The organism is Pseudonocardia sp. EC080619-01 (assembly GCF_001420995.1).
Classification (GTDB): Bacteria; Actinomycetota; Actinomycetes; order Mycobacteriales; family Pseudonocardiaceae; genus Pseudonocardia.
The window spans coordinates 638678-660831 of the sequence record NZ_CP012185.1 but is presented as its reverse complement, the minus strand read 5'-3'; the positions used below and the strand labels follow the sequence as shown (position 1 = coordinate 660831).

Below are 22154 nucleotides of genomic sequence, written 5' to 3'. Positions count from 1 at the left end.
CCATCTCCCGATCACTGCCCGGCTCTCAGCGCCGCTTCTCGGCGTAATCTCTGGCGTGGTCCAGCGTTGCCAGGCTGTTCGTGCTCAGGGCCTTCTGGACGTAGGCGCGGGCATCGGCCATGCCCGCCTCGGGTCCGAGGACCGAGGCGATGTTCTCCTCGTTGATCATCACGTCGTGCCGTGATGACGCGAGGATGCCATCGGTATCCTCGGTAAACTTCCACAATCCGGTATGCAGCGTCATCAGCGTCGGGACCCGGATCTGTTTGTAGACGATCCGCTCGTGCGGGAACGTCACCCGGATCGACTTGGTGGTGTGCACTGAGCCGTCGTTGCTATGTGTGTCCATCTCCAGCACCTGCAGGCCGGGTGTGTCCTCATCCAGCTGAACCCGCGCCACGTGTGGCAGCTTCTGCTCCCACGCGGCAGCGTCATTAATGAAGTCGAACATGTCCTTGGCGCAGCCCTGGACGTGTATCGAGTCGGTGAACGAGAAGAAGTTGTCCGACCCGCCCGACGCCGCCTCGGCGGAGCCCTTTAGCGCGTGGAGCTCCGTGGTCGAGTTTCGGTCGACGGCTTTGTCGATCCAGTCTAGAGCCTCCAGATCGTCGTCGAGGGCGCGGTAGTCGTGCAGCAATCGGACCCGACTCGACTCATCGCCACGAGGCTCGACGATCCAGGTGCCGCCCATCGCGGCAATCGGAGCTGTCGGGGCCTCTTGGCGGAACTCGATGCGCAGCGCGTCGGCTTCCAGATCGCGGCGGGAGATCCAGGTCTTCGCGTCACCGTTCGCGGTTGCCCAGATCTGGATCCGCTCGGAACCGCGGGAGCGTTCCAGGCACTCGACGTGCACAGATGGTGGGAACATGCGAGGCCAGTTCTCGACCTCGGCTAGGAGTTGGTAGACCCCCGCAGCAGGCGCCTCGATCATGATCTCGTGCTCGATATGACGGTGTCCGTTATCGTACATGGTCGTACCCCCTTCGGGATGCGGTGGGATCAGAAGTTGCCGAGCCCACCGCAGACGTTGATCGCCTGCGACGTGATCGACGCCGCGGAGTCCGAGGCGAGGTACCCGACCATTCCGGCCACCTCGTCGGGTGTGCTATAGCGCCCAAGTGGAATCTTGCCTGTGAACATCGATTGGATCTCGTCCTCCGACTTGCCATAAGCAGCGGCATAGCCTTTCCGGACGCGCTCGGCCATCGGGGTTTCGACGTAACCGGGACACACGGCGTTGACCGTGATTCCGGTCTTAGCTAGTTCGTTTCCGAGTGCTTTGGTGAAGCCCACGACTCCGTGCTTTGACGCGGAGTACGGCGCTCCCAACACGACGCCCTGCTTGCCGGCCGTCGAGGCGATGCTGATAATCCGACCGGACGACTGCTCGCGCATACCGCCACTGGTCAGCACTTCGCGAGTGACCAGGAAAACGCTGTTCAGGTTTGTATTGATGACGTCGAACCACAGGTCGTCATCGATGTCTGCGGTTACCCCTCCGCCGCTGCGCCCTACGTTGTTGACCAAGACGTCGATAGGGCCGTAGCGCTCGACTGCGGCCGCGACCAGAGCCTTGACGTCGGCTACGTCCCTGACGTCGCAGGCCTGGCCGTCAACGTCATGCCCATTGCTCCGCAGCCCGTCCAGGGTCAGCTCGACCGCGTCCGCCTGCCGGGAGCAGAGGAACACGCGGTTCCCTTGCTGGGCGAGCTGCGTCGCCACGCTCAGGCCGATTCCGCTGGTGGCCCCGGTGACCAGGACCGTCCGCGCCTTGCTCATGTCATCCTCCTGGTGTTTCGTTGAGTTCTGTCCGGCGCTTGAGCTGCTCTCGGGGCTCGGTTCTTGCCGGAGTCGGTGGTTCTCGCGAGGTTTTCTCCTCGCGCCGCCGCAGCACGAAGTCGACAACGGCGGTGCTGGGCTGCCCCACCGCGAATAGCGGGTCGGCCAGCACCTCCCGGAGGAACTCAGCGGTTGTGCGGATGCCCTGACCGTTCACCCGGAACTCCTTCAGCGCGCGGTCCATGCGCGCCACCGCCTCGGACCGGGTCGGCGCCCAGACCACCAACTTCGCCAGCAACGAGTCGTAGGAGGCTGGAACCTTGTAGCCGGTGAAGCCGTGCGTATCGACCCGCACGAACGGCCCACCGGCCGGCTCAAATTCAGTGAGAATGCCGGGCGTCGGGACGAACCCGCGGTCGGGATCCTCGACATTGATCCGGCACTCGATTGCGGCGCCGCGCAGCATGATGTCGGACTGCTGCAGTCGCAGTGGCTCCCCCGCCGCAACCCGGAGCTGCTCCTGGACCAGGTCGACACCGGTGACCATCTCAGTGACCGGATGCTCAACCTGGATCCGGGTGTTCACCTCCATGAACGCGAAATCGCCTTCCGGCGTTACCAGGAACTCGAACGTGCCCGCCCCCACGAATCCCACAGCGTGCGCTCCCCGCACAGCTGCCTCACTCATGCGTGCAGTCAGCTCGGCCGGCAGCTCGGGCGCTGGGCTCTCCTCGATCAGTTTCTGGTGCCTGCGCTGCACTGAGCAGTCACGCTCGCCCAGGTGTACGACGTTGCCGTGGCAGTCTGCGAGGACTTGCACCTCGACGTGGCGTGCTGTGGGTAAGTAACGCTCGACGAACACCCGGTTGTCGCCGAACAGGGACTGAGCGGTCGCCCGTGTTTCCTCGTACGCCAAGGAGAACTCGTCGGCCTCCCACACGACGGACATGCCGCGGCCACCACCGCCCGAGGCCGCCTTGATAATCACTGGGTAGCCGATCCAGTCCGCGACGCCCAGCGCTTCCTCAGCCGATCGCAGCGGGTCGACGCTGCCTGGGAGCATTGGTATGTCGGCCTCGGTCATCAGGCCGCGCGCCGCGGTCTTGTCCCCAAGCTGTGCGATTACCTCTGCCGGCGGGCCGACGAAGATTAGACCATTATCCCGAACCACCTCTGCGAAGTCTGGATCTTCGGAGAGGAACCCGTAGCCGGGATGTACAGCCTGGGCACCGGTGGCCAGTGCCGCCTCGACGATCGACGGGATGTTCAGGTAGCTCCGCTTGGCCGAGGCGGGTCCGATCTGCACCGCCTCGTCTGCATAGCGGACGACTGCGGAGTCTCGGTCCTCCGTGGAATGCACGGCGACGGTCCGGATCCCGAGCTCCCGGCATGCTCGTGCGATGCGCAGGGCGATCTCGCCTCGGTTGGCGATCAGCAGCTTCGCGATCACGGTGACCTCCTTACTCGTCGTCGCGGTGGGACGTCTCGAGAGCGAACAGCCGGTCTCCGAATTCGACCGAAGCGCCGTCGGCTGCCAGCACGGCGCCGATCCGACAATCCTTGTCCACCTCGACCGGAAGCCTCAATTTCATCGCCTCAATGATTGCCACCTGCTGACCGGCAGAGACACAGTCGCCCTCGTCCACAAACGGTGCCGCGTCCGGCGAGGGACTCCGGTAGAAGCAGCCGACCGTGTGCGCAGTCAGATATGCGATGTCCGGCTCGATCTCGGGGTCCTCGCCTCGTTCGGCGGCCGCGGCTTGGCCGTTCACAGTGGTCTTCGGGGGACCGACCGCCTCGACCGCGGCGGGCTCCAGCCACTCCATCTCCACCGCCACGTCGCCGGCCCGCACGCGCAACGCGGACACCAGACGGTCCTCGCCTGCCAGCATCCGCTCAGCAACGCCCCGCACCTGGTTCAGCAGCACAGATTCACCGGCCTCGGTCTTCCCACGCCCGTAATCCGGATCGATCGGGCTCGGAGACCACTCTCCGCGATTCATGATCAATTCCCCTCTGCTGTTCCCGCCTTGACGTCCGCGCGGCCCACAGCAGCCTCCGCCGTTCCGAACGCCCGGAAACGGGCGCGACGCGAGGCGACAAGCACTCCGGGCTCGGCTGTGGCCAGCCGGCGCAGCGACGCCGCGAGCGCGCCGCGGACCCGGCGCGCCGCCTCGGCGTGGTCCTCAGTCATCCTCTCTGGCTCCGGCACGACGCCGTCGACGACGCCGAGGTCCAGCAGTCGCCTGCCGTCCAGGTGCAGTGCCGCGGCCGCCGTCGGTGCCTTCGTCGCATCGCTCCAGAGGATCGCGGCGCATCCCTCGGGGCTGATTACTGAGTAGATAGCGCCGGACCCGATCAGTACATCGTCGGCCACGGCGAGGGCCAGCGCGCCCCCGCTACCACCCTCGCCAATCACCATCGTCACGACCGGCACCGGCAGCGTCGTCATCAATCGGATGTTCTCGGCGATGGCCACCGCCTGCCCATGCCGTTCGGCTTCCACACCGGGGAACGCTCCGGGAGTGTCCACTAGCGTCACGACTGGGACCCTCAACTTCGCGGCCAGTTGCATCAGCCGCCCAGCTTTGCGATAGCCGTCCGGCGTGGGCATGCCGTAGTTGCGGGCGCTCATCTCGGCGGCGGTGCGCCCCTTCTGGTGACCGATCACCATTACCGGCACCCCGTCTAGCAGGGCCGGACCACCGACTACGGCGGGGCAGTCCCCACCGAGCCGATCGCCATGCAGCTCTTCGAAATCGTCGAAAGCACGCGTGAGGTAGTCCAACGTGGTCGGGCGTCCCACCTCTCGCGCACCCTGCACGGTCTCCCACGGGTCACCGACCGGGACCTCAGTAGGCTCCCGGATTACCGGGTCCGGCCGTGCCGGATCCGGCTTCGCGTCGCGGTCCTGCAACGCCAGCAGGTGCCCGATGAACGTGCGGAATGTGCGCCGGGTTCGGATCGCGTCGATGAAGCCGTGCTCCAGGAGGAACTCGGCCGTTTGGAACCCCTCCGGCAGCGACTGCCGGAGCGTCTGCTGAATCACTCGTGGTCCCGCGAAGCCCAGCCGTGCACCCGGTTCTGCGACGATCACATCGCAGAGCGTGGAGAACGAGGCCGCGACCCCACCATAGGTCGGGTCCGTGACCAGAGAAATGGTCAAGACCCCCGCCTCATCTAGGGAGGCGAGCGCCTGCGCGGTCTTCGCCATCTGCATCAGGGCGAGCGCTCCCTCCTGCATCCGGGCGCCACCGGACGCCGAGACAATCAGCAGTGGCGTGTGCTCAGCGAACGCGTGCTCGGCGGCTCGAGTGATCACCTCACCGATCGCCGCCCCGAGGCTGCCGCCCATGAACCGGAAGTCCATTACAGCGGCGACAAGTGCCCGCCCGCCGACCGTGCCGGTCGCGACGAGGACGCCCTCCTCCAACCCGGACCGCCTGCGCGCCGCTTCCAAGCGCTCCGGGTACGGCACAGTGTCCGCGAACTCGAGCGGGTCGGAACTCCTCACCGGCAGCTGCAGGTACTCAATCGTGGACTCGTCGAACAATTGCTCGATCCGCTCCTCGGCGGTCTGCCGCTGGTGGACACCACACTCGGGGCAGATGTGCTGTCCGCGGAGCAGGCGCTTCCCGTAAACCATCGTCCGGCAACCGGGGCACACTCCCCAGCCGGAGTCACCCTCCGCCCGCCGCGGCGCCGGTGGAAGAGCTCTCACCGTCTCGCTCGTCGAGCGCGTCACCTCAGCCTCCGTTCACCGTGATGAGGAGGGCACGGGGCGTGAGCGCGGAGCTGACGATGTTGTCGTCTAGCACCAGGCTGTACTCACGCTCGATCCGCGCGATCGTCTCCATCAAGGCGATCGAGTCGTAACCCAGCTCCTCGAACTCCACGTCCAGGATGTCGCCGTCCAAGCTCTGGGTAAGGTCCTCACCTGCCGCCTCGCGCAGAATGCGTTTGAGGTCGTCCAGCTCCACCGTTGCCGTTTCGGGCATGTCGTGCTCCTCTTCCGTGTCTACTTGTGTGCGATGCGATGCGATGCGGTGGCTTGCTATGCGCGCAGCACTAGGGCGGAGTTGAAACCGCCGACGCCGCGGGCTAGCACCAGCGATACATGTAGGTCCATCAGCCGAGGCCGGTCGATCACTAGATCCAGGCCGTATGCCGGGTCCGGGTCGACGTTCACCGTCGGAGGGATGAGACCGTCCCGCATTGCCAGCAGCGCCGTGACAACGTCCAGAGAGCCGCTCCCCGCACCAAGGCGTCCGGTCAGGGACTTCGGCACCGTGACCGGGACTCCACACTGCCCAAACACTCCAACCAAGGCATCGGCCTCAACGCGGTCCAGGTCCGCCCGCGCGGCGCCGTCGGCAAACACAACATCGATCTCGGACGGCGTGACGCCAGCATCTTGGATCGCGGCCAAGATGGCTCTGCGCAGGCCCGGCTCACGCCCGCTCTCCGGCGACGGATCGATCGTCGCGCCGTACCCAGAGACCTCGCCGTAGACCCGCGCACCGCGGGCTCGGGCGCTGTCGGCATCTTCGGCGATCATCATCGCGCCACCCTCACCAGCGACGTGCCCACTCGCGTCCGCGGCGAACGGCCGGTAGGCCCGGTGTCGGTCGTCATCAGCGCTCATGCGGTTTCCGGCCAGGTGCCCTACCCAACCCCAGGGGCAGATCGAAGCGTCCATCCCGCCGGTCACGATCATCACCGAGCCGTCGTTGATCTCCTGGCGGGCTTGCGCCACTGCGTCCAGACCCCCGGCGTGGTCGGTTACCACCACGCTGCTTGGTCCGCGCATACCGTTGCGGATCGAGATCTGACCGGTGTTTACCGCGTAGAACCAGGCGAATGACTGGTACGCGCTGACATACTCGCTACCGCGGCTCCACAGGGCCTGCAGCTCGTTCTGTCCAAACTCGAACCCGCCGCATGTGCTCGCCGTGATGACGCCGGAGCGGAGCTGGTCGACCTCGCCCCTGACGACCCCGGCGTCGGCCAGTGCCCAGTCCGCAGCGGTCAACGAGAGTTGTGTCACCCGGTCGGTTTGGGGCAGCAGCCGTCCTGGAAGGTGATCGCGTGCGTCAAAACCGAGCACCTCGCCAGCCAGACGGGTCGGGTAGCGCGAGGCGTCGAACCGAGTGACCGGTCCGATGCCGCTCCGCCCTTCCAGTGTCGCACGCCAGTAATCCTCGGTGCCGAGACCATTCGGGGCAGTCACCCCGACGCCGGTCACTACCGTTGTCGTGGTCACGCGGTTCATGCCTGATCACGTAGACCCGGCTCCACGAGCACCATCGCGCTCTGGAACCCACCGAACCCACTTCCCACCGTGAGTACGGAGTCGGTCTGCTGCTCGCGTGCTGTCCTCGGGACATAGTCCAGATCGCACTCGGGGTCAGGGACATGAAGATTCGCAGTCGGCGGAACGACGTTTTCCCGGATCGCCAGGACGGAAGCAGCTATCTCGATGGACCCAATTGCGCCCAACGAATGGCCGACCATCGACTTGATCGAACTGACCGGAACTTCATAGGCGCACTCGCCGAGACTGAGCTTGAATGCTTCCGTCTCGTGCCGGTCGTTCTGCTTGGTGCCGGACCCGTGTGCGTTAATGTAGTCGACCCGGCGCGGGGCCAGCTTGGCCTGTGCGAACGCCGCATTGATTGCCTCAGACATCTCCTTCCCGTCTTTCCGCAGACCGGTCATGTGGTACGCGTTGCTGCGAGTCGCGAACCCGGCGATCTCGGCGAGCACGTCAGCGTTCCGCCGGCGAGCAGCCTCAAGCGTTTCCAGCACGAACACCGCGGAGCCCTCGCCCAGTACGAACCCGTTACGGGTCCCGTCAAACGGACGTGACGCGGTCGCGGGATCGTCGTTGCGGGATGACGTGGCCTTGATTGCGTCGAAACAGGCCATGGTGATCGGCGAGATCGGTGCGTCGGTCGCGCCGGCGACCATCACATCCGCAGAGCCGTTACGGATCAGCCGGCAGGCGTGTCCCACCGCGTCCAGACCGGATGTGCAGCCAGTGGACACGACGCCAGACTGCCCCTCGGCCCCGACCCTCCAAGCCACTTCCGTAGCAAACGAGCTCGGCACGAAGTGCGAATACAGGTGCGACGGAGCATAGTCGTGGTCGACTAGTGTCAACCGGCCATCGTCGCTGACGACGCGGTATTCCTGCTCCAGGCCCATGGTGGCTCCTACCGCGCTGCCGATCGTGACACCGACCCGAGCGGGGTCCAGCTCATCGATCTCCAGCCCACTGGATGTTACGGCGTGTCCGGCCGCGACGACCGCCAGTTGGGCTGCGCGATCCATACGACGGACCTGCTGCGGGCCAAGTCTGTGCACGTAGGGGTCAAAGTCGATCTCTGCTGCAACCCGGGATCGGAATCGTGACGGATCGAAGAAGGTGATCCCGCGCGTGGCGGTCCGGCCTTCGCTGAGCAGCTCCCAGAACGCTTTCACCCCGACGCCCCCGGGGGCCAATACCCCCATGCCCGTGATGACGACACGGCGGTCCATCACGTGTGCCGTTCCCAGCGGTAGAACGACGTCGCTATCGCGTCCTTCGGCGACTGCCAGGTTTCTGGGTCGTAAGCGCCGATATGCGCCTTCAGCATCTCGCTAACATTGACAAACAGCGGGTGCCTCTGGGCCTCTTCGATTGACCGGATACCGTCATCGTCGGCGAAGTCCTGCATGTGGAAGTAGAGTCCATTGTAGTGAAACAACTGGCGACGGCGAGTTCCCATTAGATCTGGCATCTCGGTCGTGTCAAACTCACCAAAGATGCGGGCGACATCGTCGGCGGATTCGGGTCGCATTCGCGCCACGATCAGCGTGCTGTGCACTTTCGCTCCCTCCGATAAGCAAGTCAGGTCGTCCGCGGCTCACACTGCGACTGCGGGACCGCGCACAGCACTGCCAAACCAGCGTCTCAGAGCGGCGACCAGGTCAGTTCGGCCCGGTGCAACCCAGGCCACGTAGCCGTCAGGTCGGAGCAGCGCCGCAAAGACACCATCCAGCGCGGCCGGGACGTCGGCGTCGGCGACGGACGCGTTGACAACGTCGATCCGGTCAGCCCATCCGCGAGCAACCGCTCGTTTGCCGGCCCGATCGTCGAGGGCCAACAGAACACCACGTCCGGAATGCAGCAGCTCAGTAGTGTTGACCGAACGGCCCTCGTTGGTCGTGAGTTGACACGGCGGCATTCGCATGCCCAGCAATGGGTGGCTCGCCACCGGGTCGACCGCGTAACGGATCTCCAGGCCGCTAACCAGTGAGACCAGATGGCGGCTGACCTCAGGCCGAGACATCAGCGACGTCATCACGTTACGCAGCGGCTGCATCGACTCGCCCGACAGGAACAGCAACCCTTGGGCGCGGGTGTTCATCAGGAGGCGCTGCCCGACCGGCCACCGTTCGGACTCGTAGGTGTCCAACAATCCATCGGGGGCAGTCCCCTTCACCTTGGCGGCGAGCTTCCAGCCGAGATTCACCGCATCTTGGATGCTCGTGTTCATACCCTGCCCGCCGGCTGGCAAGTGGATGTGCGCGGCGTCGCCCGCGAGCAGTACGTTCCCGCGTCGGTACTGCGTGACCTGGCGAGTGGCGTTGCCGAACGAACTTGTCCATATCGGGGTCGCACCGTGGATGTCTTCACCAGTGAGCCGCTGCCAGCCGTCCGCCAACTCAGAGAACGGCGGCGGGGCGGTGCGTTTCTGGGCAGGCTTGTCTCGCTCGCACACCACGATCCGGGTGACCCCGTTAGCCAGCGGGCCGGCCATGACCATGCCGGTCGGACAGATCTGACCGGCCCAGCGCGGCTCGACGTCACAGTCAGTGATGTCGGCGATAAACATCTCCATCGTCGCCGCGCTACCGGGAAAGTCGAACCCGGCGACCTTGCGGACCGTACTTCGGCCGCCGTCGCAGCCGACCAGATAGCGAGCTCGGACCCGCCCCGCGCCCCGCGGACCGCGGAAGTCGACGTCGACGCCATCACCGTCGTCGTGAAAGCCGGTCACCTCGTGAGCCCGGCGAATGTCAACGCCAAGCTCGGACGCCCACTCTTCCAGGACCTCCTCGGTACGGCTCTGCGGGATGCCCTTGCCACCAAAGTGCGCGCCTGGCACGACGCCAAAATCCATCGATAGTCCGCCGAAGTGACCGACGTTCGAGGTCTCGATCTCACCAAACCGGTGCAGCAGCCCGCGCTGGTCGAAGATTTCCATCGTCCGTGCCAGAAACCCGAGGCCCCGCGATTCGCCGGTCGGCACCTCCAGCCGTTCGAGAAGGACAACGTCGATCCCGGCCAGCCGCAGCTCCGCCGACAGCATCAGCCCGGCCGGACCCGCACCGACCACGATTACTGTCGTTTTCATATACCGCCTCATCTCGAAGCCCGAACGGATCGTTAAGTTACGTGACTCGACGTTCCCTCCGGTGCACGACAAGAGTCAACACACTTCAGTTCAAACGTTCGCTGACTCTCCGTCAGGAGCTTCGGCCATGATTTGACGCAGAACTGACCAGGCCATTGAGCCTGAGATACAGATGAGCAGCAGAGGTTAGGTCGCGCGTCGCACAGCTACCTCACCCGCGCAACGTCCACGCGATGCGAGGCCAGAACGTGTCGAAACTTCCCCTGGAAGCTGCTCGATGTGGGCGTCTGCAGCAGGGTACTAGAGACTAGGGACTAGCCCAGAGTTGGATGCCCTGCGCAGCCGGAGATCATCGACCAGCGATGTTCCCACCTAGGGATCAGCCAGCGATCTGACCGAGATATGACCAGGACTTTTCCGGATGAGCGTTGATTCGTTCCGCGTATACCGACGACTCTGGAGGCGACTCGCGATTCTGAGGAGTGAGCTGTGTGAGGGTACTTTTCGTCGCAGGGCCGACGGCGTCGAATGTAGCCGGGCTCGCACCTCTTGCAGCCGCTCTACGAGCAACAGGGCACGACGTCGTCGTAGCAGCGACTGCTGAGATCCTTCCAGTCGTGACTGGCGTTGGCCTTCACACAGTGGAGGCATCCTCGGTCGAGCTGGCAACCTTACTCGCGGACCATCCCGCAACGGGGGCAGCAACGCATGAGGACGAGGTCGCAGCTGCGGGCCGACGGTTCGGGCAACTGGCCTTGGCCATGGCCAAGCCCCTGTACAAACTCGTCGGCACGTGGCCGCCAGACCTGGTGGTGGCTGGGGCGCACGCGTATGCGGGTGCACTTGCTGCTGTAGCCGCTGGGGTGCCGTGGGTGCGCCACGCGATCACCGCGAACCATATCGATCGTTCCGGCGTGCATCCTGGGGCTTCGGACATACTGGCTCCTGAGCTGGCCCGGTTGGGTGCCGATCGATTTCCTGCCCCGTCGCTGATGGTCGACCCGTTCCCGGCTTCGCTCCGTCCTGCGGAGGCCCCCACAGAGCAGATAGCTCCCATCCGCTGGGTTCCGATCGACCACCCAGTCACCATCGAGCCGTGGATGCTCGATGCCTCCCCGCGGCGGACTCTGCTCACTGCCGGCAGCATCAGCTCGGATTATTACGACGTTGATTTGATCCGCTCGACCGCCGCGGCACTAGATGGGTCGACAAGTGAGATACTGGTTGCTTGTCCGCCTGAGGCAGCGGAGAGGTTGCGCGGGGTTCACGGAATTACCCGGGCAGGCCAGCTCCCGTTCAAATTGCTAGCACCGACCCTGGACTTAATCGTCCATCACGGGGGTGGGTTGACGGCCCTGACCGCTCTCGGAGCTGGCGTTCCTCAGGTCATCCTCCCGCTTGAGTCAAAGAACGCCGACTCGGCGCACCGAATGTGCGCGGCGGGCGCCGGGGTGGCTCTCCCCTCCTCTGACGCCAGCCTGGCCGACATCGGCGAAGTCTGCCGTACCCTCCTCGAGGACCGATTGGCTAGGGACCGATGTCGTGCTCTGGCTACTGAGATGGTGGCCATGCCGCTACCGGCAGACGTTGCTGGGTCACTGGCCGATCGCTTTGTGGACGTAAGGTCGTCGTGAGGCGAATGACGTGGTCGACCGCGCTAGCGGCCCGCGCGAGATCCTTCCTCGGCGGCCACTGTTCGCCCACCACAATCCACGCATCCGCTGTACCGCACGGTGCTGAGGCAGCGATCCAGGTGCGGATCCTGTCAGACGCGATCACCGCACCCGGCTCAGTACCGGCAGGCAGGGTCGTCATAGAGGTATCGACCGACCGGCCGGTGTCCGGGGTCGGGCTTGCTCGGCTCACCTCCGGAGCCACCACAGAGGATCTGAGGGCGGGACTGGTCGGCGTCACCGCCGCAGACCCGGGCTCCGTGCGTGCTGGTGCCGAACGACTGCAAGGGATAGATCTTCTCGGCGGCGTACTGGTGCGAAACGGTGCCCAGGCGACGTTTGATCAGCATTTGGAGGAGGGCCACTACGAGCTTTTCGACTACACTGACATAACGACGGCTTCACGCCCAACCCGCGGGGCGCTGACTGTGGGGCCGCCGTGCGCACGCTCACGTACTAATCCGCCGGATATCACGCTGACCTCAATCGATGCCGACGTTGGCCCGCGTTTCGTCGTCGACGGCAAGCTACGCGCGAGCGAGCCAGTGCGGGTTATTAACAAGCTGGCAGCGCAGCCGTCCGAGGCAGTCTTTTTCCCAGCATTCTCGGATACATCCGAAAGTCGACTGGCCGGCTGGTTCGGTCAGTTCCACGGATCGGCCCCGCCACCTAAACCGCCTATTGATCTTACCGCCGGCATTGGATCCATGCCGCTATCGAGCAGGCTCGACTCGACCGTAATGGCTCCCGGACGTCCCGGCCGTTACGTCATAGCTAGCATGCTGAATGATTTCGCCGAAGGCCGACGCATGGCCGGAAAGGGTCAGTATCTGGTTGTCGAAGTTCTCCCTAGCCACTCCCGGTAGTAGAACGAGTGGGCATCGAAATGCTAACCCGATCTCCATAGCAGCCCACAGAATGTAGCCGAGGGTGCCACGACCCTGCCTTCGATTCGAATTGAACGACTCCACCTCTGACTATTTCCAACCCGTTTAGGAGGCGCGCAATGTCGACGATTTCCGTGTGGGACTACTTGTCTGAGTACCAGGCAGAGCGGGACGAAATTCTTTCTGCCGTGGACACAGTATTCAAATCCGGCCAACTGGTGCTGGGCGAAAGCGTCCGTGGCTTCGAGCGAGAGTTCGCCCGATTTCTCGGAACATCCCATTGCGTAGGAGTAGACAATGGGACCAATGCTGTAAAGCTAGCACTGGAGTCGGTTGGTATTGGGCCAGGCGACGAGGTCATAACTGTGTCGAACACCGCGGCACCAACCGTCTTGGCGATTGAGGGCGCCGGGGCCGTCCCGGTTTTCGTTGATGTTCTTCACGATGATTACCTGATGGACGTCGCAGCAGTAGAAGCTGCAGTGACGCGACGGACGCGAGCCATCGTTGTGGTCCACTTGTATGGACAGTGCGTGGATATGGCGCCATTAACTGCAGTGGCGGAGAAGAACAAGCTGCTTGTAATCGAAGACTGCGCACAAGCGCACGCAGCCCGACATCATGGTCGACTGGCAGGGACTTTCGGCGCAGCGGGGGCATTTTCATTTTACCCGACGAAAGTACTGGGTGCCTACGGTGACGGCGGCGCCGTCGTGACGGCCGACGATACTACGGCGGACGAGCTGCGGAAGCTGCGGTACTACGGGATGCAGGACGTGTACTATGTCGTTCGAACGCCAGGCCACAACTCGCGACTGGACGAGTTGCACGCAGAGATCCTGCGTCGGAAGCTAGTCCGGCTACATAACTACGTCGCGGACCGTCGCGCGGTGGCGCAACGTTACGCGGACGCGCTGGGCGACACGGAACTGGAGACGCCAGTCGTAAGCGTCGGTAACGAGCATGTTTACTACGTCTACGTCGTCCGGCACCCGGACAGAGATCGGATCCTCGCCGAGCTGGCCGATAGGGGAATCCGGCTAAACGTAAGCTATCCGTGGCCCGTGCACACAATGACGGGTTTCGAACACCTTGGGTATCGCCGTGGCTCGTTACCGGTGACCGAGGATCTCGCGGGACAAATATTCTCTCTGCCCATGTACCCGTCGCTGTCGCAGGAACGGCAGGACCGGGTTATCTCAGCTCTACGCGAAGTTATCGGCGTCGACCACTCGAGTGCCACTGGGGCGAGCCGTGGAAGCACGTGAACTCGTCGTCGCCGGCTCCTACGAACTTACTCCCTCACGCTTTGCAGATGAGCGCGGGGTGATCGCAGTGACGCATGACGATCGCGAACTAGCGACGATCGTCGGGCATCCGATGTTTCCAGTTCGTCAGTGTACCTCGACTCGATCCGTTCGCGGGGCGGTTCGTGGTATTCACTACACGGCAACCCCGCCGGGCAGCGCAAAATTTGTCTACTGTCCTCATGGGCGTGCGCTGGAGTTCGTGGTCGACCTTAGAGTTGGATCACCGACGTTTGGCCGTTGGGATTCCGTAGTGCTAGACGGAGATGGAGCGGCATCTGTGTTTCTGCCCACCGGCGTCGGACTCGCGTTCGTAGCTCTCGAGGAGGAAACAACCATCCATTATATGCTCTCTCAGCGCTTCAAGAAGGAGCGCGAGCACGCGGTCTCTGTCTTGGACCCGGAGCTCGCTCTTCCGCTGCCCGTGGATATGGATCTGTGCTTTTCAACGCGTGACCGCGATGCGCCGACGATTAAGCAGGCCCGCGACGCGGGATATCTACCTCGCTATCAGACGTCGCAGGCGCTGGAAGATGGCCTTTACCTTGCCCTGCCGCCTCGCTCGGATTAGTGGACCATCGTCAGGGGCCGCGGTGTCGACCGCCGTGCGACTGCTGATTGTTAGGAGCGGATATGGGTTCCGACCGGAGGACCATGCGTTCCCCTGACAGACGGGTAGTGGTGCTTGGAGCGACCGGATTCGTGGGATCGGCTGTGCTGCGTCTGCTCGCTGAGCGGGCAATTCGCGTGCGCGCGGTGTCTCGCCGTCCAGCGGTAATACCGTTGGGTGCCGTCGCGGACGTCGAGGTGTTCCCCGCGGATCTCGCCGAACAGGGCGCGATGGCAGAGGTGTTGGAAGGCGCCGACGCCGTTATTCACACAGTGGCCCACATCTCGGGTTCGTCGACATGGCGTATCGGCGATGACGACGCTCTTGCCGAGCGCGTCAATGTCGGTCTGATCCGAGACCTTGTTTCGGCTGCGGGCTCACGCCAGGTGGCTGAACCACTAAACGTTGTCTTCGCTGGCGCGATGTCGCAGATCGGTGCTCACGATGGCGACGTCGTGGACGGAAGTGAGGACGACTGCCCATGCGACGAGTACGGCCGGCAGAAGCTGGCAGCCGAGCGAACGCTCCTTAGCGCCGTCACCGATGGCCTGCTCCGCGGTACCTCTCTGCGTCTTCCGACGATGTACGGGTACGGCCCGGCATCCTCCGCGCTTGACAAAGGGGTCGTATCGACCATGGTGCGACGGGCGGTGGCGGGAGAACCGTTGACTATGTGGCATGACGGTACTGTCCGCCGGGACCTGACATACGTCGAGGACGCAGCGGCAGCTCTTGTGGCGGCGGCCGAGCAGGTTCCGGTGCTGTCCGGACGGCGGTTCGTCCTAGGAACTGGGCATAGCGTGCCCCTCGGTTCAGTGTTTCGCACGGTGGCCACGCTGGTGGCCCAGCGCACGGGCTCGCCCCCGGTTGAAGTGGTAGCGGTGCCGCCGCCGGACTACGCGGAAGCCAGTGACTTCCGGAGCATCACGATCGACGCCTCCGCGTTCCGCGCGGCGACCGGCTGGCGGCCTATGGTCACGCTTGACGAGGGTCTGCGCCGCACCGTCGACTTCTGCGTAGCGGGTGGGGAGGCTGCTCTACGCTGATCGGCCGGTAGACCAAAGCTGAAAATGACCGGGATTTAACCGTGACCAGGGTGATCCCTTTCTTCCGATCCGGCCATCCTCAGGGGTACAGCCGGATGGACGTGCGCCGCACCAAGCCCTCCGGTCCCGCTCCGAACACGGACAGCGCCCGCGAGAGGAGCCAGCATGTCCAGACTGCATCGCGATGACCCTGCGTCGCCGTCGCCGTCGCCGTCGCCGTCGCCGTCGCCGTCGCCGTCGCCGTCGCCGATCGCGAGCGAGCTGATCGCGGTCCACACCACAGCCGACGGGATCGACGCACCTCCATTTGTCGCGGCCGGGTGGGCCACGTTTCGTGTGTCGACGGAACGTCCTATCTCGGCAGTCGGGCTCGCCCGGCTGACGCACCGCACGACGTTCGGCGATCTGCGTGATGGGCTGACAGGCGTCATCGCCGATGATCCGCTAACTGTCCGCGCGGGCGCTCGGCGCTTGGAAGGCATCGATCTGCTGGGGGGGCTGTTGCTCGGGGGCCGCCGAGCAGGGACGTTCGACCAGTACCTCAAGCCGGGGTGGTACGAGCTGTTCGACTACGCAGACATCACCACCTCCGCGCGCCCGAGCCGCGCCAGCTTCACCGTCGTCGCCGGGCCGGGCGAGGGGATCCCGGACACTGGGCCGGACACTGGGCCGGGCGCCGTGCTGGTCGCCGTCGCCGACCCGTTTCCCCACTACGTCATACAGGGAGCGCTGCGCGCCGGCCATCCAATTCGGCTGATAAACGCCTTACGCGACCAGCCCTCGGACGCAGTCTTCTTCGAGCTCGCCCCACACGCTTTGCCCGACCACGTGGAAGACTGGGCGCGACGTTTTGAAGACGATGAGCCACCGCCGTATCCGCCCGTTGATCTCACCGCGGGAATCGGCGGTATGCCATTAGGCAGTGGCCGTAGTTCTGTTGTGACGCTTCCCCTCCGACCGGGACGCCACCTTGTAGCAAGCTTGTTAAACGACTTCGCGGATGGCACCCGGATGACGGCAAAAGGGCAGTTCCTGATCGTCGATGTTCATCCGGGCGAGGAGGCAATGGATGCTTGAGCGAGTGCTGGTGACGGGAGCAACCGGTAGTGTGGGCCGGCATGTCGTGGCGCAGCTGCAGACCGCAGGGGTGGGAGTCCGGGCACTGACGCGTGACCAGCGGGTTACAACGCTGCCGGACGGCGTCGAGATAGCCGAGGGCGACCTCACCCAGCCCGAGAGCCTCAATGAGGCTTTCGCCGGTATCGACGGGATGTTCCTGTTCCCCGCCGATAGAGGAACCGGAGACGTCCTTCGAATCGCCCGGAAGGCCGGGGTGCGCCGAGTGGTGGTCCTGTCCTCGCTCACCGTCCTCGATCGCCGCGGAGGCGACTACGTCGGTGACTACCACCGACGAGTCGAGGTTGAGGCCGAACGCTCCGGACTCACCTGGACGCACGTGCGGCCCAGCGAGTTTGCCGGGACCGCGCTACGCCGGTGGGGCAAGTCGATCCGAGCCGAGGGCATCGCGCGGGCTCCTTACGCCCGTGCCGTTCGTGTGCCGATTCACGAGGCTGACATTGCAGCTGTGGCCGTCTTGTCCCTGCGGTCCAGCGAACACGCCGGATGTGCATACTCGATTACCGGACCGCAGGCTATGACAAGTCGAGATCAGGTCCGCGTGCTGTCCGAAGCCCTTGGGAAGGAGATCCAATTCGAGGAGCTCGATCCTGCACAAGGTCGTGCTCAGTTCGGGGAGTATGTGCCGCACGACCTCGTAGAGAGTGTGATGCGATATATGGAGAACTCGGTCGACGCGCAGATGCCAATCCTGACGACAGTCGAGCGGCTGCTTGGTCGTCCACCACGGACGTTCAAGCAATGGGCAGCCGAGCATGTGGAGGAATTTGTCGACCCCGAGTGGGAGCAGCGATGAGGATTCTCGCCTTCGCGGGAGTCAGCGCGTCAACGGTCTTTTCTCTCGCTTCACTACTGCATGCTGCGCGACACAAGGGGCACGAAGTATTGCTCGCCGCAGGTCCAGACGCGGCCCCTTGGGCGTGCAAGGTCGGACTTCCAGTGACGATCGTGACTCCCATGACTTGGCAGGAAGCGGCTTACCAACAACGAGACGGTTCTCCATGGAACCCACCGGAAGACTCGTCAGGGCACCGCGAGCACGTCGGCTTTATGTTTGGGCGGTTCGCAGCGGCCACACTGGCCGGTCTCGCTGATCTGGTCCAGGCGTGGCGGCCAGACGTGACCGTCGGCGGCCCGTTGGCCTTCTCCGCGGCTCTGGTGGCTGCGGAGCTAGGCGTTCCGTACGTGCGCCAGGCGTGGGACGCGGGCGATCCGGCGCGGGAGGAGGAGGTTGGTGGGGATCAGGTGCTGGCGCCCGAGCTCGGTCGGTTGGGTCTAAACGAGGTGCCGGATCCGGATCTGCGGGTGGAGATCGCGCCCCCGAGCCTGTTGTCGCCAGACCTGCCGCCAGGGACGCCGATGCGTTGGGCCCCCACGAACGTCCAGTGTCCCCTGGATCCGTGGATGTACCGTCGCGCGAGTAACCGCCCCAGGGTGCTGGTAACTGCTGGGAGTATGGCATCCCCGGAACACCGCGGCGAAATCCTCCGCCGAATGATCAATGCCGTCGTTGACATGGACGCAGAAGTCATCGTCGCAACACGCGAGTCGATGGCCGAGGTGCTACACGACGAGCGTCGCGGGGTGTTTGCAGGGTGGGTACCTCTGGACATCGTGGCGCCGACCTGTGACGTGATCGTTAAGCCCGTCGGTAACGTGAGTCTGATGACGGCACTGCGAGCTGGCGTGCCGCAAGTGACGCTCGCCGAGCAATATGTGCTGATCGGGACTACTCGCAGCGTCGCCGACCGCGGCGCCGGGATCATGCTCCCGCCTGGGGAGGACACCCCGAACCATGTGGTCGACGCTTGCCGGAAGGTGCTGGCGAATCCATCGTTCCAGACGCGGGCAGGGGAGCTCGCAGCGGAGATGGCTAGTCTGCCGCCTCCGTCCAGCGTGGTAGCGGACATCGAGCGGCTTGCGCGGACTTAGACCTCTGGTCGGCTTCAATCTCTAACGGCTTACGAAGAACAAACCGACAGCCAGCATGCAGAAACTGCGCAAAGAGGAGTACAGAGGCTATGACGGACATACCCCTCCGGCTCGCCGTGCTCATCGGCAGCGTACGCGACGGCCGGATCGGCCCAACGGTCGCGCACTGGTTCGCCGACCGGGCACGAAGCCACGGCGGCTTTGAACCGGACCTGATCGATATCGCGGACTATGAGCTCCCGATACGCCTCACTGCTAGTCCAACGCCATCAACCCAAGAGGCGCTAGCCGAGCTGACCCCTCGATTGGCCGCCGCCGAGGCGTTCGCCATCGTAACGCCGGAGTACAATCACAGCTATCCAGCTTCGCTCAAGAACGTTATCGACTGGCACCACCTGGAATGGGCGGCCAAGCCGGTCGGTCTGATCTCCTACGGAGGTATGGCGGGAGGGCTGCGGGCCACGGAGCACCTGCGGCAGGTCTTTCCGGAGCTGCACGCCACGACCGTGCGGGACACGGTCAGCTTCCACCGAACGAGCGCGCTCGACCATGGTCCATGGGACGATTTCGGCGGGGCTGGTAAGCATGACTCGCAAGCCGAGAACGATGCGACGGCCGCCACGAAGGTGCTTCTTGACCAGCTCGAGTGGTGGGGAAACGCCCTACGAGACGCCCGCGGGAAACGCCCGTATCAGGTCTGATCGGTAGTGGCTGCGACGTGGTAGCCCGGAACGGCCGCCGCCTGCGACTGGCTCTGAGTTGATCCCCTGGCCCGAGCGTTGACGATCGGTGAAGCCCCCGCCAGCTCAGTGGTCAGCGTCCGTCTAGCAAGGCCTGGATGCGGGCGTTCAGAGCATCGGCGTCGTCCGAGACGCTGTCGAGCACGGCGAGCACTTGATCCAGCGCGGGCGTGGTGATGGTGGGTAGGGGTTTGGCATCGGGTGAGGTGGAAAGGATGCCAGCTGGTTTAGGCAGGGCCATCTCCTCGGCGACGTAGTGAGTGCTCCGGGCGGCGGCGCGGGCCAGGCGGGCGCGGATGGTACGGGCAGTGATGGGGCGGTAGTCGTCGAGCCAGCCGTGCTGGTCAACGGCTGGAAGGAGGGTTGCCGCGGCGCGCCACCGGCGCGAGCCGCGTGTTTGATGAGTGTGCGGGGCGTCGGTGGTCGGAGCGTGAGCGGCGACGAGGTCCATGCGGGCGGACCCACGGCCGAGGCCGTCGAGGGTGCCGAGGATGTCGAGCCAGCGTACGACCGCACATGCCGGACACGCACGGGGATCCGCAGCGGTGGGCACGGCCTGGCCCGCGATCGTCACGACCTCGTCGACGTCACCGCCCATCGGCAGGTCGGTCGTGGTGTCGACGACGACCGCGGCGGGGGTCAAATCCCGCGCGGCGGAATAGGGCAGGGCGAGGGCGACGGTAAGCACGACCAGGAAGGCGTCGCGGCGGCCGTGCAGTCCGTGTGGCCAGCCGCGGGTGGGGCAGGCGGCGATCATTGGGCCGGGCTCGGTCCATCGCGGCCGCCGCAGTACCGGTGCTGAGGGTGCGGCCGGGCCGCTGTCGGGCCGCTCCAGGAGGTGACCGGCGTGGTGGTGGGCGGTGACAATCGCGCGCAGGCGTCGGGCCATGGTGGCCGGGCGGGCTGGGAGCGCGGTGAGAAAGTTAGTCAGCGTGTCGACCGTGGTCGGCAGTGTCGGCTGCCCGGTGGCGGTGGCGTAGTCGCAGAACAGTGCCCACTTCCCCGCATAGCTGGGCCCGGCATCGGCCGTCTCGGGTTCATGGCTGGTACAGGTGCGATACTCGGGACCTGCGGTATTCGTCGGGTTATCCATGGCTCAGGACTCGGTCCAGCGCAGCCCGTCCGGCGGGCCCCCATGCCGGTTTGCCGCCGGGGAGGCCGCGGTCGCCGTTCTGGCCCATCAGCATCAGGAACAGACTCTTGAGCACCGCCAGCCCGCGAGCACGCCGCACCGTTGCCCCGTCGATTTCGCCGTAGGCGGAGAGGAAGCGCTCGGCCGCACCTGCCGGGAGCAGTACCCAGGCGGCTGCGAGGTCCACCGCAGGGTCGCCGGCGAACAGGGCGCCGAAGTCGACCACGCCGGTGAGTGTCCCGTCGGCGGTGACGACGTTGGCCGGGTGCAGGTCGCCGTGGACCCACACCCGCGGCCCGGCCCACGCGGGCGCGGCGACGGCGTCCTCCCAGACGGCACGGGCCCCGGTGGTATCGATATCGAACGCGGACGCGTCGATAGCGCCCAGGAAGTGCTCGAAGCCTCCGGTGCTGTCGTGGGGGTGGGCGGCGATTCCCAGCCATCACCGGGTGCATCAGCCGGTGCTGGGACGTGTAAGGCCCTAAGGAACGCGGCCAGAGTGTCAGCGGCGTGCTCGGGCCGGGCGAGCACTCCCTGGTCCAGTGGAAGGCCTGGTACCCAGGTCATGACGGTCCAGAGCTTGCCGAAGCGCTTGCAGGGTGTGCCGGTGCGGACCGGGACGGGTATCGCCAGGGGCAGGTGCGGGGCGAGCCGGGGGAGCCAGTGTCGTTCCTTGAGCTGCGGGTCGGGGGTGGTGTCCATGCGTTGGATCCGCACCGCGAGCTCCTCGCCGAGGCGCCACATCTGGTTGCCCCAGCCGCCCTCCACCTCACGAAGCGGCAGGCCTGCCAGATCCGGGTGCTGATCCTTCAGCAGCTCACGGATCAGAGCGGCGGTGATCTCCGGCTCGGTCTGGGACACATGGCGACCGTATCGGGGCCCGCCGAACCGAGACCAGACCAGCAGATGCGCCCTGTTCACGTCGCCGTAGTCCGGCTACCCGGACCCGACCGGGGAAGAGGCCTCTGGCTCCTCTGACTCCGCTCCGGGCTCGTCGGTGATCTCGAGCCTCGCCAGGACGAGCTTCCGCAGCAGAAGGTACTCATCCACGCATCGACGCAGCTCGTTGTTGGGAGGTCGTTTACGCACCTCCCTGCCCACGACGACCTCGTGAGCAGCGAACTGCTCGCGAGTCAGATCGACGTCCAGTAGACCGAAGCGGTTCCACCAGTGGTAGTCGACGTGGGCGCCGTCAATGTGCACCTCGCCGAGGACCAGGTCTCCACCGAGCAGATCATTGACCACCAAGGCGGTCACGCCACACTGGTCGCGCGCGGGATTGCTCGCGTCCCAGTCAGCCTGACACTCCGGAGGACGTGTCCCGTCGCACCAGCTCTGCCGTACCGCGCGCTCGACGTCGGCAAGGGTGTAGGTGGGCATGAGACGAACGTGCCACAGGACACCGACAGCGACCTCACCCCGGCGCGCCGCCGGATCTTGCTCCGACACGAAGAGGAGCTGCACCGCCTCGTCCCGGTGCTCGATGTCCTCCCTGCCCGCATCCGGCGT

General features: G+C 65.1%; 20 protein-coding genes and 1 pseudogene. 8 read left to right on the top strand and 13 right to left on the bottom strand.

What is annotated here, in order from left to right; genetic code table 11:
* Positions 1-25: 25 nt before the first annotated feature.
* From AD017_RS31250 to AD017_RS31205, 10 genes are all read right to left on the bottom strand, one after another.
* On the bottom strand, positions 26-970 hold the full coding sequence (locus AD017_RS31250; protein ID WP_060577277.1) for an aromatase/cyclase: 945 nt from the start codon (positions 968-970) through the stop codon (positions 26-28).
* A gap of 29 nt (positions 971-999) precedes the next feature.
* A complete protein-coding gene (fabG, locus tag AD017_RS31245; RefSeq protein ID WP_060577276.1) occupies positions 1000-1779 on the bottom strand; it encodes a 3-oxoacyl-ACP reductase FabG in 780 nt (259 codons plus the stop codon).
* A gap of 1 nt (position 1780) precedes the next feature.
* On the bottom strand, positions 1781-3229 hold the full coding sequence (locus tag AD017_RS31240) for an acetyl/propionyl/methylcrotonyl-CoA carboxylase subunit alpha (RefSeq protein ID WP_082538467.1): 1449 nt from the start codon (positions 3227-3229) through the stop codon (positions 1781-1783).
* A gap of 10 nt (positions 3230-3239) precedes the next feature.
* Entirely contained in the window at positions 3240-3707 is a 468-nt protein-coding gene (locus AD017_RS31235) for a biotin/lipoyl-containing protein (protein ID WP_060577275.1), read from the bottom strand.
* Positions 3708-3784: 77 nt separating this feature from the next.
* Positions 3785-5425 (bottom strand): carboxyl transferase domain-containing protein, encoded by a 1641-nt coding sequence (locus AD017_RS31230; protein ID WP_060577274.1) that lies wholly within the window; start codon positions 5423-5425, stop codon positions 3785-3787.
* Positions 5426-5525: 100 nt separating this feature from the next.
* Positions 5526-5777 carry an acyl carrier protein gene (locus tag AD017_RS31225; RefSeq protein ID WP_060577273.1) on the bottom strand — a complete coding sequence of 84 codons (252 nt, stop codon included), beginning with the start codon at positions 5775-5777 and terminating at the stop codon, positions 5526-5528.
* Between the two features lie 56 nt (positions 5778-5833).
* Positions 5834-7042, bottom strand: coding sequence for a ketosynthase chain-length factor (locus AD017_RS31220; RefSeq protein ID WP_369821727.1), 1209 nt, complete (start codon positions 7040-7042; stop codon positions 5834-5836).
* 5 nt (positions 7043-7047) lie between these two features.
* Entirely contained in the window at positions 7048-8319 is a 1272-nt protein-coding gene (locus AD017_RS31215; RefSeq protein ID WP_060577482.1) for a beta-ketoacyl synthase, read from the bottom strand.
* Entirely contained in the window at positions 8319-8648 is a 330-nt protein-coding gene (locus AD017_RS31210) for a TcmI family type II polyketide cyclase (RefSeq protein ID WP_060577271.1), read from the bottom strand. Before AD017_RS31210 ends, AD017_RS31215 begins: the two co-directional genes overlap by 1 nt.
* Positions 8649-8687: 39 nt before the next feature.
* The gene (locus AD017_RS31205; RefSeq protein ID WP_060577481.1) at positions 8688-10181 is read right to left on the bottom strand and encodes an FAD-dependent monooxygenase; all 1494 of its coding nucleotides are present in this window, start codon (positions 10179-10181) and stop codon (positions 8688-8690) included.
* 491 nt (positions 10182-10672) lie between these two features.
* Between AD017_RS31205 and AD017_RS31200 the strand changes: the two genes are divergently transcribed.
* The 8 genes from AD017_RS31200 (at position 10673) to AD017_RS31165 (ending at position 19474) form a co-directional block, all read left to right on the top strand.
* Positions 10673-11815, top strand: a complete 1143-nt coding sequence (locus tag AD017_RS31200; protein WP_145984173.1) for a nucleotide disphospho-sugar-binding domain-containing protein — start codon at positions 10673-10675, stop codon at positions 11813-11815.
* A 1045-nt stretch (positions 11816-12860) separates the two neighbouring features.
* Positions 12861-14009 (top strand): DegT/DnrJ/EryC1/StrS aminotransferase family protein, encoded by a 1149-nt coding sequence (locus AD017_RS31195; protein ID WP_060577269.1) that lies wholly within the window; start codon positions 12861-12863, stop codon positions 14007-14009.
* Complete coding sequence (locus AD017_RS31190) at positions 13996-14619, top strand: dTDP-4-dehydrorhamnose 3,5-epimerase family protein (RefSeq protein ID WP_060577268.1); 624 nt, start codon at positions 13996-13998, stop codon at positions 14617-14619. The genes AD017_RS31195 and AD017_RS31190 overlap by 14 nt, the downstream gene beginning before the upstream one ends.
* Before the next feature lie 83 nt (positions 14620-14702).
* On the top strand, positions 14703-15704 hold the full coding sequence (locus tag AD017_RS31185) for an NAD(P)-dependent oxidoreductase (RefSeq protein ID WP_060577480.1): 1002 nt from the start codon (positions 14703-14705) through the stop codon (positions 15702-15704).
* A 165-nt stretch (positions 15705-15869) separates the two neighbouring features.
* Positions 15870-16781, top strand: a complete 912-nt coding sequence (locus AD017_RS31180; protein WP_168172842.1) for a hypothetical protein — start codon at positions 15870-15872, stop codon at positions 16779-16781.
* Entirely contained in the window at positions 16774-17637 is an 864-nt protein-coding gene (locus tag AD017_RS31175; RefSeq protein WP_060577266.1) for an SDR family oxidoreductase, read from the top strand. The genes AD017_RS31180 and AD017_RS31175 overlap by 8 nt, the downstream gene beginning before the upstream one ends.
* A complete protein-coding gene (locus AD017_RS31170) occupies positions 17583-18773 on the top strand; it encodes a glycosyltransferase (RefSeq protein ID WP_369822008.1) in 1191 nt (396 codons plus the stop codon). Before AD017_RS31175 ends, AD017_RS31170 begins: the two co-directional genes overlap by 55 nt.
* An 89-nt stretch (positions 18774-18862) precedes the next feature.
* Positions 18863-19474 carry an NADPH-dependent FMN reductase gene (locus AD017_RS31165; protein ID WP_060577264.1) on the top strand — a complete coding sequence of 204 codons (612 nt, stop codon included), beginning with the start codon at positions 18863-18865 and terminating at the stop codon, positions 19472-19474.
* Between the two features lie 112 nt (positions 19475-19586).
* Here AD017_RS31165 and AD017_RS31160 read toward each other — a convergent pair whose 3' ends face one another.
* From AD017_RS31160 to AD017_RS31150, 3 genes and pseudogenes are all read right to left on the bottom strand, one after another.
* Positions 19587-20606, bottom strand: coding sequence for a hypothetical protein (locus AD017_RS31160; RefSeq protein WP_145984176.1), 1020 nt, complete (start codon positions 20604-20606; stop codon positions 19587-19589).
* Positions 20599-21506 (bottom strand): annotated as a pseudogene (locus AD017_RS31155) (aminoglycoside phosphotransferase family protein). The gene AD017_RS31160 and the pseudogene AD017_RS31155 overlap by 8 nt, the downstream one beginning before the upstream one ends.
* 75 nt (positions 21507-21581) lie before the next feature.
* A complete protein-coding gene (locus tag AD017_RS31150; protein WP_227012941.1) occupies positions 21582-22025 on the bottom strand; it encodes a hypothetical protein in 444 nt (147 codons plus the stop codon).
* Positions 22026-22154: the final 129 nt, after the last annotated feature.

Coding starts and splice junctions, on each gene's coding strand:
- AD017_RS31165 (WP_060577264.1), top strand. CDS start 18,863: ATGACGGACATACCCCTCCGGCTCGCCGTGCTCATCGGCAGCGTACGC.
- AD017_RS31180 (WP_168172842.1), top strand. CDS start 15,870: ATGTCCAGACTGCATCGCGATGACCCTGCGTCGCCGTCGCCGTCGCCG.
- AD017_RS31185 (WP_060577480.1), top strand. CDS start 14,703: ATGCGTTCCCCTGACAGACGGGTAGTGGTGCTTGGAGCGACCGGATTC.
- AD017_RS31160 (WP_145984176.1), bottom strand. CDS start 20,606: ATGGATAACCCGACGAATACCGCAGGTCCCGAGTATCGCACCTGTACC.
- AD017_RS31250 (WP_060577277.1), bottom strand. CDS start 970: ATGTACGATAACGGACACCGTCATATCGAGCACGAGATCATGATCGAG.
- AD017_RS31225 (WP_060577273.1), bottom strand. CDS start 5,777: ATGCCCGAAACGGCAACGGTGGAGCTGGACGACCTCAAACGCATTCTG.
- AD017_RS31150 (WP_227012941.1), bottom strand. CDS start 22,025: ATGCCCACCTACACCCTTGCCGACGTCGAGCGCGCGGTACGGCAGAGC.
- AD017_RS31170 (WP_369822008.1), top strand. CDS start 17,583: ATGGGCAGCCGAGCATGTGGAGGAATTTGTCGACCCCGAGTGGGAGCA.
- AD017_RS31230 (WP_060577274.1), bottom strand. CDS start 5,425: ATGGTTTACGGGAAGCGCCTGCTCCGCGGACAGCACATCTGCCCCGAG.
- AD017_RS31195 (WP_060577269.1), top strand. CDS start 12,861: ATGTCGACGATTTCCGTGTGGGACTACTTGTCTGAGTACCAGGCAGAG.
- fabG (WP_060577276.1), bottom strand. CDS start 1,779: ATGAGCAAGGCGCGGACGGTCCTGGTCACCGGGGCCACCAGCGGAATC.
- AD017_RS31205 (WP_060577481.1), bottom strand. CDS start 10,181: ATGAAAACGACAGTAATCGTGGTCGGTGCGGGTCCGGCCGGGCTGATG.
- AD017_RS31175 (WP_060577266.1), top strand. CDS start 16,774: ATGCTTGAGCGAGTGCTGGTGACGGGAGCAACCGGTAGTGTGGGCCGG.
- AD017_RS31215 (WP_060577482.1), bottom strand. CDS start 8,319: ATGGACCGCCGTGTCGTCATCACGGGCATGGGGGTATTGGCCCCCGGG.